This window comes from Sorangium sp. So ce363 (assembly GCF_051520435.1).
In the GTDB taxonomy this organism is placed as follows: Bacteria; Myxococcota_A; Polyangia; order Polyangiales; family Polyangiaceae; genus Sorangium; species Sorangium cellulosum_B.
This window is the reverse complement of sequence record NZ_CP150333.1, coordinates 3,422,516-3,436,752: the sequence shown is the minus strand read 5'-3', so window position 1 is coordinate 3,436,752 and position 14,237 is coordinate 3,422,516. Positions and strand designations below refer to the sequence as shown.

Sequence of the window (14,237 nt, the reverse complement as noted above, 5' to 3'; positions counted from 1 at the left end):
AAGCCGTCCCGTGTGCGCGCAGCCCACCCCACGGCCCCGTGAGCGCGACGGGAGCTCCTCGCTCCACCGCGACGCATCGACCGCGCGGCCGCCCTGGCGGCGCCCCCTCGCCCTGGCGCTCGCGGCGGCGGCCGTGGCCGTGCCCGCGCTCGCTCTCCTTGGCCTTGTCGCGGCGATCCTCGTGGGCACGCGCACCGCCGCCGCGTGCCTCGCCTCGATCGAGGCGCCGCGCGGCCCGGCGCTGCCCGACTGCAGGCCCGAGATCCGCTGGTTCGCGCTGCCGTCACGGCTGCCCTGGACCCACAGGGCGGCGAGCGCGCTGGCCGAGGAGCTCGGCGTGCGCGCAGCGATCGCGGACTACACCGACGCCGCGGTCGGCCGGCCGGATGGCGCGGCGCTCGTCGGCGCGACCGAGGCGGTGGCGACGGCCCAGGCCACGGTCGCCGCCGGGACCGGGCGCGTCACGTTCGATGAGCTCGGGCCCGCCTGCGGCGCGCCGAGCCTCGGCCGCGAGGCGGCGAGGCTCGGCGATCGCCGCACGCTCCTCTCGCAGCCGGACCGCTGGACCGACTGGCACGTGCGCGTGCACACCCTCCGGGCGGCGCTCACCGAGGGCGACCTGCAGCGCGCGCTCGCGATCGCCAAGGAGTACGCGGCGATGGAGCCCCGCGACGAGGATCTGCGCACGACCACCGGCGCGATCCTCTGCCTCGGCGCGAGCGCCGAAGCGAAGCGCGGCATCGAGCTCCTGACGCTCAACCAGGACGACCGGGCATCGAGGCGCTACGCCGGCATGGCGCGCAACTGGGGCGAGGTCCGCGCCGTCCTCGTCGCCTGCGCCGCCCGGGCCGGCGTGGAGCCTCCGCCGATGCCAGAAGCCCCCGAGGCCGGCGTGGCCGACGCCGTGGAGGTGCGGCTCGCGCAGCGCGCCCGCCTCGCCGCCGCCCGGAAGGACGCCGCCGAGGCGACGCAGCGCGCGACGCGCGCGATCCGCGACCTGCTCGGCACCTCGGCCGCGCTCGATCCCGAGGCCCGCGGCGATCTGCTCGCCGTCGTGCTGGCGAAGGACGAGGCGCTCGACGCGGCCGAAGCCGCCGCGCTCGCGCGGCCGGACGACGATAGGGACGAGCCCGCGGCCGGAGAGGCAAGCCTCGATGGCGCCCCGGCGCGCGCGGAGCCCCGCGCGCCGACGGCGTTGCCTGCGAGCTCGCTGCGCGCGCTCGACTGGCTCCCGGAGCGTGGGCTCGCGAGGCCCGTGATCGCCGGGTCGTTGCGCGCGCGCGCCGCCGCGCGCGCCGCCGAGCTGGCCGCCGCCCCCCAGCTCTCGCCGTCCCAGGCCGACGCGCTGCGCGCGGCCGCGGGCGCGCTCGCGCTGCGCGCCGCCCGCGAGCTCGCGCTCGAAGGCGACGCGCCTCGGGCGGTCGACGCGCTGGATCGCCTTGGCCCGCTCGCGCCGGAGGCGGCCCGCGCGCTCGCGCGATCGAGCGCGTGGGCCCTCGTCGGCGAGCGCGATCGCGCGCTCGACCTCGTCGAGCGCGTCGATCTCGCCGCCGCGCCGCCAGCGCTCCGCGCGGCCGTGCTCCTGCAGCGCGCCGAGCTCCTCGCCTCGAGCGGGCGCCGGCGCGACGCCGCGCGCGCGGCCGTGCTCGCCGACGAGGAGGCCGCCGCGGCGCGCGCGGCGGTGCCCGCCGGCGAGGCGATGCCTGCCGGCGCGGAGCTCGCCCTGCTCGACGCGCGATCGCGGTGGACCCGGCTCTCCCTCGCGCTCCCTCCGGGCGACTCGCCGCTCCGACAGGGCAGCCCGCCCGCCCAGCTGACCGCGGACCACGCCGCCGCCTGGCCGTGGGTCGGCTTCGCGAGCCTCGACGCACCCTGGGCGCGCGGCGACCAGCCGGCGCTCTCGCGCGCGCTCTCCGCCTGGAGCGCCGCGCGCGACGCGCCGCCGCCCACGCGCCGCGCGCTCCGCTACACCGCCCTCCGCCGGCGCGGCGACGCGCCGCCCGCGCTCGTCCCGTACGCCGCGCTGTCGGCCCAGCTGCTCGGCGACGGCGAGGGCGATCCCGAGGTGTGGCTCGACGCCTTCCTCGCGCTCGACGCCTCGCGCTTCTCTCTCCGGCGCTATGCATTCGCCCGCGCCGAGGCGGCGCGATGGCGTGGAGATGAAGGCAGCGCGGCCGCATGGCAACGCCGGTACGACGCCCTGCGCGCCGTGGCCTCCGACCCGGCCCGCGCCGAGATCGCGCGCTACCTCGGAATCTGACGCTGACCGACGCTGACCGACGCTGACCGACGCCAACCGACGCCGACCCGCGCGGCGGGACCGCGAAAAACCTGGAGATCCCGCGGTCGCACACCTGGCGGCGGAGGGGCTTCATTCCTACGCTACGGCCTGGCTCGCGACGATCTGCTCGCGGGGGAGTCCTCATGTGTCCTCACTGCGGAAAGAACGCGCCCGTCATCCACCGCGGGCTCGCCGCGTACTGCACCGCGTGCGGTCGGGAGCGCCTGCCGTTCGCGGGCAAATCGGTCAGCCTGGCGGGGCAGCCGTCCAGGGTCGGCGGCGCGGTCGCCGGCGTGCTCGGCTGGCTGGTCCTGGTCGGCGGGACCGCGCTGGCGCTCCTCCTCGGGCTGGGCGCGGCCGCGCTGTTCCCGGGGTCGATCGCCGGCCTCGCGATCGGCCTGCCGATCGGCTTCGTCGCCCTCGCCTTCGGCCTGCTCCTCCTGCTGGGCGGACGGAAGCTCTCTCGCTCCGGGGCGAAGGCCTCGCGCGACGCACAGGTTCAGGCGATCTTCTCGCTCGCGTCGCACCGCCGCCGCCCGCTCACGGCGCAGGAGGTCGGCGTCGCGCTCGACCTGCCGGCCCCGGAGGCGGACGCCCTGCTCACCGAGCTCGCCAAGGAGCGCCCCGGCGACGTGGGCGTCGAGATCGGCGAGCGCGGCGAGATCCTCTACACCTTCCCCGGGATCTCGGGGGCGTCCGCCGTCCGCTTTCCCCGGCCGTCGCTCCGCATCGATCCGGGCGAGGGCGCGGCCGACCCCGCGGCGCGCATCTACGCCGACGAGTTCGAGGAGGAGGACGCGGGGGCGTCGCGGGCCCCGCGTCGGCGCGAGCAGCTCCGCTGAACATGTCCTGCGGCGCGCGTGCTAGCCTCGGCCGCGCGCGCCCATCGAGCGCCCGGCGCGCGCCGTCGTCGCCCTCGATCCATGGTTCGCCGCGGGGGCGCTCCGGGCTGCTCGCCGCAACCGACCATGAGATGCTCCCCTGTCGCCCTGCTGACCTCCGCCGCGCTCGCGCTCCTCGCGCTCCTCGCCCCTTCGCGGGCCGACGCCTTTGAACGGCAATGGCATGCCGGCGCCGGCGTCGGGTACGCGCTCCTCGCGGACGGCGGGACGTACCCGGGGATCGGCGGCAGCCTGCACCTCGCCTACGGGCTCACGGACGCCTTCAACGCGGTCGCCGAGGTCAACACCGCGTCCCACCCGGGGGGCGATCTCATGCTCCTCGGCGCATCCGCCGGCGCCACGTACGTCATCGATATTCTGCAGTGGGTCCCCTACGTCGGCCTCATGACCGGCGCATACGACAGTGTGCGCCTCGCGCCCTGCGGCTCGTCTGGCCAGCCGGGCTGCCACCGGGGGCAGTTCGGGGTCTCCATCCCGTTCGGCATCGACTACGCGTTCAATCGCGAGTTCGCCGCCGGCTTCGCCGGCAAGTACACGCTGCTCCTCCCTGGCGCGGGCGACGGTCCGGGGAGCTATTTCACGGCGTTCGCCCGCGCGGAGTTCCTCTGGGGATACTAGAGCAGGGTGCAGGCTCGTAGGATACGGGCTCAGCCGCGAGGCAGGCGAGCGAGGCGTACGAAAGTACGCCGCAGCGAGCCGAACGACGCGGATGATCCCGTAGCGCACGACGATGCGCCCCGCTCTGGGCCGTGTGCGCCTGGAGAGAGGAGGAGCGGACCGTGGAACAGCTCTGGCAGCGCATTTCCGAGGGCCGGCACACGGCCTTGCTGAACATCGTCCCCGGGGATCCGCCGGCACAACTCGGGCTGCGGATCGTGCGCGTGCGCTGCGACGTCCCCGAGATGACGCTCGGACCGCTGCGCGACGCGCGGACCCAGATCGAGCGCCTCGCCGGCGGGGCGCAGCCGACGCTCGATCAGGCGCGCAGCCGCGCCGCCTCGGGGCTCCGGCGCCGCCTCCTCGGCGACGTGCACGAGCTGATGGTGGACGCCGAGTTCATCGAGACCGCCAACCGCCTCGCGCAGCGGGCGGATCGCACGTGGGCCATCGTGTTCGACGCGGTCGAGCACGCCGATCCTGCCACGCTCGACGTGCTGCGCCGGGTGGTGTCCCGCCCCGACGCGCTCCGCGTCGCGCTCGTCCTCTCCTTCCGCCTGCACGCGCCGACCGGCCCCGCAGGCGGCCTGGTCGACGCGATGCGCGCCGCCTGCGGAGCCGACGCGCTCCTCCGGCCGGCCGACGGCGCGATCACGCTGACGAGCGCGACCACGCCCCCGCCGCCGCCGCAGGTCGCGGTGCGCGAGCTGCCCGGCGAGGTGCTCCGGGTGCTCCGAGCCGGCGCGATCGTCGGCTCGGGGTTCGAGAGCGAGCTCGTCGCCGCGCTCCTCCGCGTGGACGCGCTCGACGTGCTCGAGGCGCTGCAGCGCGCCGCGGACGCGGGTGTTCCGGTCGAGGACCGCGGCGACGGGCGCTTCCATCTCCCGCAGGAGACCGTCGATACGCTCCGCGGATCGATCCTCCCGTCGCTCGCCCGCGTGTGGCACCGGCGGCTCGCGACGCTGCTCAGCGAGGAGCGGACCGAGCCGGACGCCCCGGCCGCGCGCGAGCCGCGCGCCGCGCTGGGCGTCGTCGCGGCCGATCACCAGGCGACCCATGCCGCGGCGGCGCCGGCCCATGCCGCGGCGCCGCCGGCTCATGCCGCGGCGCCGCCGACCCAGAGCGCGGCCATCCTCACGTCGACCGTCGAGCGGCACGTCATCGGCGGAGCGAACCTCGGCGTGCCTCGCGGCGACGACCCGACCACGAGGGCCGCCGCTGCGCAGGCAAAGGCCGGGGCGCCGCCGCTCTCGACGGCGCCGCCGTCCGCGTCGTCGCCCGCCATGGCGACGCCGCGCACGATGGCCGCCGCGCCCCCGCCAGCGGGCCCGTGGCCGTCGACGGCGTCACCAGCGGCCGCTTCACCCGGCGTGCCCGTCGCCGGCGGGCCGACCCCCGAGGCCGGCGGCGCGGCGACCGCCGATGAGTGGGAGAAGACCGCCGACCCCACGCTCTCGGTGGTGCGCGGCGGGGTGCCGCGGGCGGCCGAGACGCTGAGGCCGCCGCCAGCCATGGCCCATACGGGCGGTGCGTCCATGAGCAACACGCGCCGCGCGCCGCCGCGCGTCACCCAGGACAGGCCCGCGCCGATGACTTCCGCAGAGCCCGGCAATCCTGCGTGGCCCTACGCCGATCTGTTCCACCGCAGCCCCGAGAGCCGCCGCGTCTCGGAGCCACCCGAGTCCATCATGTTCGACGCCCCGCCCGACTCGCTCGACGCGCCCATCCCGGGGCCGATGCGGGTGCCCCGCGATCTCGCGTCCCTCGGCGGCGCCTTCCCGGACGAGCCGAGCCGCTCGGCCCGCGGGGCCTCGCTGCGCGTCCCTGCCGCGCTGTCCGAGCGATCGTCTTCCGGATCCCGCCACGCCTTCTCCTGGCCGGCAGCGGCCGACTCTGTCGCCGGGCGCGCCGCGGCCGAGTCCCTGCGCGCCGCGGCGCCGCTCGGCGTGTCCATGTACCCGGCGCCCGCGGCGCCCGATCGCGCCGAGGCAGCGGGCGCCGCGGGCGCGGCGGCGCACGGCGCTGGACGCCACCTTCACGACGTCCGCGCGGCGGCGCACCTGACCGAGGCGGGCGAGCACGAGGAAGCGGCGCGGCGCTACTGCGCGGCCGCGGTCGAGGCGGCGGACATGGGCGCGTACGCCCAGGCGCTGAGCTACGGGCGGAAGGCGCTCTCCCTGCTCGACGGCATGCCGGCCACGCCCGCGCGCCGCCGGCTCCGCATCGGCGCGCTCGCGGGCATCGCTCGGGTTCAATGGCAGGCGGCCGGCCCGGACCCCGCCAGCACGCTCGCGGGCGCGCTCGAGGTGCTCGACGCCGCGCGCGCGCTCCTCGCGCAGGGCGACCCGCCGGAGCTGCACGCCGAGGTCGCCACGCTCATCGCCGGCGTCTGTTACGACATGGGCGACGCGCGCTCGCTGGAGCGCGCGCTGGAGGAGCTCGCGACCGCGAGCCGCCAGCTGCTCGACGCCGGGGACGCGCTCGGCGCGGCCCGGCTGCTCAACGATCAGGCGGCGGTCCACGTGCGCATGGGCGATCCCGTCCGCGCGACGCACCTCCTGATCGAGTCGCGCCGGACCTTCGAGGAGCGGGCCCGGGTCGATCCGTCGGCGCGCGTCGAGCTCGCCGAGACCGACCACCTCTTCGCGCGGATCCCGCTCCACGTCCCCGCCCGCCCCGGGCGCGAGTCCGACGCGCTGTCGATGGGCCTCGACCACGCGCTCGCCGCGGAGCGCGCCTACAAGCAGCTCGGCGACACCCGGGAGCTCGCCCGGGTGTGGGAGACGATCGGCCGGCTGGAGCTCCGCAACGGCCGCCTCGACCGCGCGACGCAGCGCCTGACCGCGGCGATCGAGGCCGAGGAGGCGCTCGGCGACCTGCTCGGCCTGGCCCGCTCGACGGCCGCGCTCGCGGAGGTGCTCTCGGCGAAGGGGTTGCACCGGGAGGCGTTGGCGGTGCTGGCCGAGTCGATGGTGATGAACCTCGAGAAGGGCTCGCCGCTCGGGCTCGCGTACAACCGCCGCGCCCTGAACGCGCTCGTCCCGAACATCTCGCTCCAGGGCGAGGAAGCCGAGGAGCTGCGGAAGCTCGCGGCGCAGCTGGCGGCGGCGGAAGCGGCCCTCGGCCGCGCGAAGCTCCCCGGCGAGCCCGACTGAGGCGGGCCCGCGCCCCGCGGCCTTTGACCTTGCCGGCATGCGCCCGCTCCGGCGAAATGCGCCGCATGTCGTCCTCCTCGACGCAGCGCAGGCGCCATGGCGCCGCGCGGCGCTCCTTGCTCGGCTTGCTCGGCTCCCTCGCCCTCTCCGCGGCGTGCGCGCCGGCCCCGCCGGTCCCTCCGGCGGCTGCGCCTCGGCCTGCCGCGTCCGCGCCTCCGGCGCCGCCTTCGCCCGCAGGACCGCCGCGGTCTACGCCCGCGCCGGAGCGGCCCGGGTACGTGGGGCACGGCGCGGCGAGCGTCTCTCCGGAGATCCTGGCGCGCTACGCGCCGCCTCCGCTCCCGGACGACGTCTCGCGCCGGATCCAGGCCATGCTCGACGTGCGCGCTCCTTCCGGAGGCGTCCTCGGGCCGGATGGCAGGGCGCTCTACTTCACGTGGACGATCACGGGGACGAGGCAGGTCTTCCGGCTCGACGGGCCGCAGCGCTTCCCGCTGCAGCTGACAGGCGGCGAGGATCCGACCGTTGTGGCGGACGTCACGCCGGACGGCGCGCGCCTCGTCCTCTCGCGCGACCGCAAGGGCGAGGAGAACCCCGGGCTCTACCTACAGGACGCGAAGGGCGGCCCGCTCGTCGCCATCCAGCACATGCCCGGCGTGCAGACGCAGCTCCAGTTCGTCTCCGACGACGGGCGGCACGTTTACTATCGGGCCAACGACGTCAAGAAGGACGCGTACGTCATCTACCGGTACGACATCGCGTCGAGGCAGCGAGAGGTCGTGTTCGATCGCGAGGGCATCTGGCGCGCCGTGGACGCCACGGGCGACGGCCGCCTGCTGCTCGCGAAGGACGTGGGCTCCAACATGAGCGAGTTCTTCGAGTGGGCGCCTGGCGCGAAGGCCGCTCCGGGCGCCGACGCGCTGACTCCCCTCTTCGGGCAGGGCGAGCGCGAGGACTACAAGGCCCTGTACGGCGCGGCGCCCGGCGAGATCCTCGTGCTCACGCCGCGCCTCGGGGAGCACCGCCGGCTCTACAGCTGGAAGGCGGGGAAGCTCACGCCGATCTCGCCGGAGATCCCGTTCGACGTCAGCGCGTTCTCCATCGATCGGGCGAGGAAGAGGATCCTCTACACGGTGAACGAGCGGGGCTACACGCGGCTCCGCGCGCTCGACGCGAGGTCGCACCGCGAGATCAAGCTGCCCGCGCTCCCGGCGGCGGATCATGTGACCCCGGTCTCGACGACGCGGGACGGCCGGTTCACGACGCTGCTCCTGGAGACCTCGACGTCCCCGGCGACGGCGCATGTCCTCGACTGGACGACTGGCAAGCTTTCGCAGTGGCACGCTCCGAGCATGCCCGAGATGGCGCCGGGCGCGTTCTCGGCGGCCACGCTGGAGTCCTATCCAGCGCGCGACGGGGCGCAGATCCCGATGTTCGTGCGCCGCCCTGCGCGGTGCGAGCGGCCTTGTCCAGTGATCGTCCATTTCCACGGCGGCCCGGAGGTCCAGACCAGGGCTGGGTTCAGCGCGCGGGCGCAGATCTTCGTGGACGCCGGGTTCGTGTTCGTCGAGCCGAACGTCCGCGGGAGCGACGGTTACGGCAAGACGTGGCTGCACGCCGACGACGGCGCGAAGCGGCTCGACGTCATCACGGACATCGAGGACGCCGCGAAGTTCGTCAAGGCGAGCTTCGGCCACGAGGGCCGGCCGCCGAAGGTCGGCATCTTCGGCGGCAGTTATGGCGGCTATTCTTCGCTGATCGGCATGACCATGTTCGCCGGCGCGTACGACGCGGGCGCGGCCGTCGTCGGGATGAGCAACCTCGTGACGTTCCTCCAGAACACGGCGCCTTACCGGCGCATCCTCCGGATCTCCGAGTACGGTGATCCCGAGAAGGATCGGGACGCGTTGCTCAAGCTCTCGCCGATCACGTACCTCGATCGGGTGAAGGCGCCTCTGCTGATCGTGCAGGGCGTGTCGGATCCGCGGGTCCCTGCGGGTGAGTCGGTGCAGATCCAGCAGGCGCTGGAGGCAAGGAAGATCCCGTCCGAGCTCATCCTGTTCGCCGACGAGGGGCACGGCGCGCAGAAGCGGGACAACCAGGTGCTCCAGTATGGGCACCTCGTGCGTTTCTTCCGGGCGCACCTCGGGGGCGGGTAGGAACGACCGTATTCCGGGTGGCCCGGCCCGAGGCCACGTGTCGGCGCGGGTCGAGCTCCGGCGTGAGCAGCGGAATCGTCACGCGTGCGCGGGCGCGCTGGCCGGCGGGCGTCGCGCGGCGGTAGCCACGGCGGCGGCGCGGGGGGCGCGCGGGAGATCGCCGAAGATCTCCGGCATCAACGACGTCTTGCCGTGGAGCCGGAGCACACACTCCACGAGGAGCTTCGCCGCGCGATAGGTGTTGATCCACTCGTCGCGCGCGGCCTTCATCTCCGGGGTCACGGTGCGGCGCGCGAGCCGGGTCTTGCGCACGCTCCGGATGAGCGGCTCGAGGGCGTCCCGGGAGCGCTCGAGGTCGGTCGTCCATGCCTCGCGCTCGGGCAGCTGCCCCTCGTGCTGATCGAGCACCTCGATCGCGTGCGTCAGCGCCGCGGCGAGCGCCGCGGGGCGGCGGCGCAGCACGGTGGCGAGCGTCTGGCCGTGGAGGAGCTCGCGGGCCAGCGCGACCCCGTTGGGCCGCGAGGCGGCGTGCTCCACGAGGCGGCGCAGCAGGCCGCGGCCCGCCGCGACCGGATTGGCCCGGCCGCCCCTCGATCCGCGGGACGCGCCGGGAGACACGGGAGCGGCCGTCGCGTCCAGCTTCGCCTTGCGCAGGGCCTCGGTCGCGGCGTCGAGGCGCGCCGTGACGGTGCGCAGCGCCGTCACGAACCCCGCGTCGACCGGCAGGACCAGCTTCTGTATCTGCGACGCGGTGAGGCGGCCGTACGTCTCGATGTCACGCTGGTAGATGTAGGGTTCGGGCATGAGAGCGACTCCACGGCGCGCGGGCGCGTTCAGGGCGGGCGCCATCATACCTGTCCCCGGCGTTGACGAAAGGAGTCGACCTCGCGAGAGTGGGAACGACGGGGCGGTCGACGACGGCGATGATCACGAAACAGCTCAAGAGCCTGCTGATGATCCCGTCGCCGAACGCGCCGCGACCCCGGCCTGTCGCGCCGACCTCGGCGGCGGCGGCGCGCGCCCCCTCGGACGCAGCCGGCGCTGCTCGCGCGGAGGCGCCTGCGCCGCCCGAGCCGAGCGAGGCGCACGCGCCGCGGCCGACCGGCGAGCCGGCCGCGAGCCGCGCGCCGGCGGTGCCGAGCTACCTGCGCGCAGCGACGGACGCGCCCTCGCCCGCCGCCGCGTCGATTTCACCCGCGGCCGCGTCGCTCTCGCTCGTGCCGGAGGGGATGCGGAACTTCAAGCTCCGCCAGGCAGGCCCGCGACCGCTGCTCACGGGCAGCAGGTGAAGAGCGCGCTCGTGTCGTGCGCCTCGGGGCAGATCGCGGTGCCGGAGTTGTACCAGATGCGGAAGATCCGCTGCCCGACGTCTGCGCACATGGCGCTGGCTTCTTCACCGAGCGTCGACTGCGCCTGGCACACGTCCCCGTGGTCGATCTTGGTCGTCCAGCACAGGCGCGACGGAAGCGGCTCCGCCGCCGGGCAGCACGCATAGACGGCCCCTGTCGTCTCGCTGGGCCCGCACCCAGGGACACCCCGGTCGTACGTGAATTCGGTGAGATCCGCTCCCTGGTTGCTGCACGTGATGTAGGCCTGATCCTTCAGATCGCCGCTGTCATGACAGGTGAGGCCGTCGCCGAGCCGGCCGCGCCAGCACTCGGTCGGCTCGCCGTTGACGCACGTGTGCTCGACGCCGCGGTAGCCGCCGTCTCTGCAGCGATCGAGCAGCTTGACGTCGCCGAGGAGGAGGCCCTGCGCGTCGCACATCGCCTCGACCTCGCTCGTCAAATCCTCCGCCGTCCGGCAGACCGCCTCTTCCTGCGGACCCGTCGGCTTCTCGCGGGGCTCCCCGGTCGCCGCGCCGTCCGCCCCCTCGGCGCTGCTCTCGGCGCTTCGCTCGCCCTTTTGCCCAGCCACCTCCACCGGAGCGCTGGCGCCGCCGGAGCCTCGGCTCCACGCGGGGAGCGGTCCGCGCGACGCGTGGAGCGGCGCCCGTTCCAGGGGGTCGACCCACCCCGGGCTCGGCGGGAGCGCGACGGCCGGCGGCTGGGCGCGCGCGCGCGACGGCGGGGCTGGGGTGCGGCCTTCGGGGAGCTCGCCGCGGCGCTCGTCTACGGGCGCGTCGCGCGCGTCCGGCGGCGCTGCCGAGCTGTGCGGCGCGGGGGGCGAGGTCTTCGGCGGCGGAGCGAGCCGGCGGGGCGGCTCCCGGAGGAGCGGGGCGAGGATCCGGGGCGGCGCCGGTGGGTGGCCCTCGGCCGGCGTGCGCTCCGGGATCCCGCCGTCCGCGCGGGAGCGATCGCCGACGATCCCGATCGCGGGCTCGACGGCCGGGCTTCGCGCGGAGACCTCGGGGGTCGCGGGGCGCTGGAGGGCGGCGCCGAGGGCGACCGCGGCCGTTCCGGCGGCGAGGGCCAGCGCGAGCGGGCGCCCCACGCGCCTGGCGAGGGACGGGCGTTCCCCGCGGAGCCGCGCGCCGAGGCGCGCCGCGAGCCGGGGCGATGGCGTCACCGCCGCGAGCCGCTCGTCGACCTCGCGCAGCAGCGCGAGCAGGTCGCGGTCTCGCGTCATGGCCCCACCTCCCACCCGGCCTCGCGGAGCCGCGCGACGGCCCTTTGAATCAGCTTGCACACGTACCCTTTGGAGTGGCCAAGGACGCTCCCGATCTCCTCCTGCTCCTTGCCGTCGAGATAGAACATCGAGAACGCCACCTGCTCCTTGGGAGGCAGCGTGCCCAGCGCCTTGAACGCCCGACGCAGATCGTCGCGCGCGATGGCCACCTCCTCCAGCATCGGGCGCGGATCGGCCTCGTCCTGCCCGAGCAGCCAGCGGAAGGGCGCGAGGTCGAGGAACCGGTCGCGGCGCAGGCGGTTCAGGCAGCGATTCGAGGTCGCCCGGTACAGCCATCCTTCGAGGTTGTCTCGATCGGTCAGCGTCGCGAGCGCTTTCATGAGGTCGAGAAACACGTCCTGCGTCACATCCTCTGCCCAGGCCACGTTGCCGCGGCCGTAACGGAGGGCCAGGCGGTACACCAGGGGATGGTGGCGGCGGTACAGCGCCTCGGCGTCCAGCGCCGCTGCGGCCGAGGCCCGCACCCTGGACGCCGGGAGGTCCTGGGACGACATGGGAGCGATGTGCTCGGGCGGGTCGTACCGCTCGCCATCCGCGGGACGGGGGAGCAGCTCCTCGGCCCCGGCCTGCGGGCCGAGCCGGGATCGCGCGGCAAGGTTCACGGGAGCCTCGGCGCGAGGGACCCGTCCGCCGCGATGCACCATGAGCCGACCACGAGCGCCGTCATCTCGCACTCTACACAACCGAGATCGCCGCCGGTTTCCTCTCCGCGCGCCGGCGGTGACGATCGCGCCGCCGAACCCCGGGGACGCTCGCGGCGCGCGCCCCGCCGCGGAGCGCGCCTCCGCCTCGCAGCAGCTGACGCCACCCATGGCTCAACCGTCGGCCCGATCGCCGCAACCGCCAAGGTCTCGACCTGGTCGAGCCCTCATCTCTCTCCTGAGCCAGAGGCCTCGACCTGACCAGCCTCTCGTGTCCGACCTGCCGCCAAGATCGCGATCTGGCCGAGCCCTCCTCTGCCGGCCGCCGCCAAGGTCGCGATCTGGCCGAGCCTTCCTCGGCCAGCTGCCGCCGAGGTCGCGATCTGGCCGAGCCCTCCTCTGCACACCTGCCGCCAAGGTCTCGTCCTCGCGGAATCCTCCTCTCGGACCCGCCCCAGAGGTCTCGACCTCCCCGGGACACGCGCCACGACGCAACCCCCAGGTCTGGATCAGGGCGTTGCTTCAAAATTCTACCAAACCCCAGATCGTGACCCTCTCACGCCCACGGTGATGAGCGCCCGCCACGGTCGCGACGTTCCGGATCCCCGCTCTGCACTCGGGCGATGCAGCGCTGGTTCTGGAGCTCCTGCCCGACGCAGCTGACGCCCCCTCCGCACGCGCTCCGATCCCTGCGTCGTGATGCTGTGCGCGCCCCCTGCATCACGCCCCCGCGAGCTCGCCCCAGCAATCGACACAGTGGAGCTACGGCGCAGCAAGCAGAAACTCCCAGATCGTTCTCTGTGAGTCCTCAGGAAGCGTATGACCGAGCTCGTGCTGCCACCACCACGTCGGCCTGGTGCAGCCTTCGTAGGCGACGCACGAGCCCGAGCCTGCGGGCGCAGTGCCGGCCTCGCATTGGTTCAAGGCCACGAACTTGTCCCGGCTCTGGATGCCGGAGTCGAGCGGCTCGGCGGCGTCCGCCGCGCCGTGGACGATGAGAGCGCTCACCGGTCCGGCGCACGTACCTTCGGGCGGCCCGCCTGCGCCCGAGACCAGCGCGCGCACCTGATCGCCCAACGCGCAGCCCGCCTGGGCCGACATCCAGCCACCCCAGCTGAAGCCCACCAGAAAGACGCGCGAACGATCGATGCAGTGCGACTCCGCGGCCTCGTCGATGAGCGCCTTGGTGAACGCGACGTCGGGGGACGTCGTGCTGCGGTTGTCCCATCCCACGGCATCGCCGTACCAATCCTGCGGCACGCCGTCGGGGAACATCAGGACGGCTTGTCCCTCCGTGGTGTCGCGCAAGCCGAAGGTGGACACGTCTCCCTGGCCCGTGCCGCTGTGCCCGTGAAAGCTGATGACGAGCGGCGCGGGCGACTTCGTCGTTGCGGGAACGAGATAGTAGCGGCGGGTCGCGCCGCCCACCTCGATCGACCTGTAACCTTCGGTTGCCTGGTCCGGCGTCGCGCAGCCGTCGCTCGGGTCGCCGCCGCCAGCGCCCGTCGCCGGGCCGCTGCCGGCGCTGCCACCCGAGCCCGTCGAGCCACCGGTCGACGTCCCTTGGCCGCCCGAGCTGCCGTCGCTGCCGCCGCCGCTCTGGCTGCCAGAGCCGCCCTCCGCCCCCGAAGTCCCTCCGGAGGTCGAGCCCCCGCCACCAGCCTCGCCGTCGCCGGCGCTCGCGCCGCCGCTTCCGCTGCACCCGGCCACGCAACCGCCGATGACGGCAGCCAGCGCGATCGCCGAAACGACGCCATCACGACGCTGGTACTTCAAGAGCCACCTCGCCCCTTCCACACGGTGGACATGCCTCG

10 protein-coding genes are annotated in these 14,237 nt (G+C 74.9%); 6 read left to right on the top strand and 4 right to left on the bottom strand.

What is annotated here, in order from left to right; translation table 11 throughout:
- The first annotated feature begins 10 nt into the window (after nt 1–10).
- From WMF12_RS13270 to WMF12_RS13250, 5 genes are all read left to right on the top strand, one after another.
- Entirely contained in the window at nt 11–2,260 is a 2,250-nt protein-coding gene (locus WMF12_RS13270; protein WP_437871513.1) for a hypothetical protein, read from the top strand.
- A gap of 164 nt (nt 2,261–2,424) precedes the next feature.
- Nucleotides 2,425–3,123 carry a hypothetical protein gene (locus WMF12_RS13265; RefSeq protein WP_437871509.1) on the top strand — a complete coding sequence of 233 codons (699 nt, stop codon included), beginning with the start codon at nt 2,425–2,427 and terminating at the stop codon, nt 3,121–3,123.
- A 126-nt stretch (nt 3,124–3,249) separates the two neighbouring features.
- On the top strand, nt 3,250–3,801 hold the full coding sequence (locus WMF12_RS13260; protein WP_437745986.1) for a hypothetical protein: 552 nt from the start codon (nt 3,250–3,252) through the stop codon (nt 3,799–3,801).
- 161 nt (nt 3,802–3,962) lie between these two features.
- Nucleotides 3,963–6,995: a hypothetical protein gene (locus tag WMF12_RS13255; RefSeq protein ID WP_437871504.1), complete on the top strand. Its 3,033-nt coding sequence runs from the start codon at nt 3,963–3,965 to the stop codon at nt 6,993–6,995.
- Between the two features lie 65 nt (nt 6,996–7,060).
- Nucleotides 7,061–9,154: a S9 family peptidase gene (locus tag WMF12_RS13250; protein ID WP_437871501.1), complete on the top strand. Its 2,094-nt coding sequence runs from the start codon at nt 7,061–7,063 to the stop codon at nt 9,152–9,154.
- A 78-nt stretch (nt 9,155–9,232) separates the two neighbouring features.
- On the opposite strand, the gene WMF12_RS13245 is transcribed toward WMF12_RS13250, so the two are convergent.
- Nucleotides 9,233–9,958 carry a hypothetical protein gene (locus WMF12_RS13245; protein WP_437871495.1) on the bottom strand — a complete coding sequence of 242 codons (726 nt, stop codon included), beginning with the start codon at nt 9,956–9,958 and terminating at the stop codon, nt 9,233–9,235.
- Nucleotides 9,959–10,077: 119 nt separating this feature from the next.
- Between WMF12_RS13245 and WMF12_RS13240 the strand changes: the two genes are divergently transcribed.
- Nucleotides 10,078–10,443 (top strand): hypothetical protein, encoded by a 366-nt coding sequence (locus tag WMF12_RS13240; protein WP_437871492.1) that lies wholly within the window; start codon nt 10,078–10,080, stop codon nt 10,441–10,443.
- On the opposite strand, the gene WMF12_RS13235 is transcribed toward WMF12_RS13240, so the two are convergent.
- The 3 genes from WMF12_RS13235 to WMF12_RS13225 all read right to left on the bottom strand — a co-directional run bounded on the left by WMF12_RS13235 (nt 10,427) and on the right by WMF12_RS13225 (nt 14,199).
- Nucleotides 10,427–11,722: a hypothetical protein gene (locus WMF12_RS13235; RefSeq protein WP_437871490.1), complete on the bottom strand. Its 1,296-nt coding sequence runs from the start codon at nt 11,720–11,722 to the stop codon at nt 10,427–10,429. The two genes, WMF12_RS13240 and WMF12_RS13235, sit on opposite strands and share 17 nt — an antisense overlap.
- Entirely contained in the window at nt 11,719–12,384 is a 666-nt protein-coding gene (locus WMF12_RS13230) for an RNA polymerase sigma factor (RefSeq protein WP_437871488.1), read from the bottom strand. Before WMF12_RS13230 ends, WMF12_RS13235 begins: the two co-directional genes overlap by 4 nt.
- Before the next feature lie 801 nt (nt 12,385–13,185).
- Nucleotides 13,186–14,199, bottom strand: coding sequence for an alpha/beta hydrolase family esterase (locus tag WMF12_RS13225; RefSeq protein ID WP_437871485.1), 1,014 nt, complete (start codon nt 14,197–14,199; stop codon nt 13,186–13,188).
- Between the last annotated feature and the right edge of the window lie 38 nt (nt 14,200–14,237).

What these genes read in the sequence shown, in the direction of transcription:
- WMF12_RS13265 (WP_437871509.1), top strand. Translation starts at nt 2,425, where the DNA reads ATGTGTCCTCACTGCGGAAAGAACGCGCCCGTCATCCACCGCGGGCTC.
- WMF12_RS13260 (WP_437745986.1), top strand. Translation starts at nt 3,250, where the DNA reads ATGAGATGCTCCCCTGTCGCCCTGCTGACCTCCGCCGCGCTCGCGCTC.
- WMF12_RS13250 (WP_437871501.1), top strand. Translation starts at nt 7,061, where the DNA reads ATGTCGTCCTCCTCGACGCAGCGCAGGCGCCATGGCGCCGCGCGGCGC.
- WMF12_RS13245 (WP_437871495.1), bottom strand. Translation starts at nt 9,958, where the DNA reads ATGCCCGAACCCTACATCTACCAGCGTGACATCGAGACGTACGGCCGC.
- WMF12_RS13240 (WP_437871492.1), top strand. Translation starts at nt 10,078, where the DNA reads ATGATCACGAAACAGCTCAAGAGCCTGCTGATGATCCCGTCGCCGAAC.
- WMF12_RS13235 (WP_437871490.1), bottom strand. Translation starts at nt 11,722, where the DNA reads ATGACGCGAGACCGCGACCTGCTCGCGCTGCTGCGCGAGGTCGACGAG.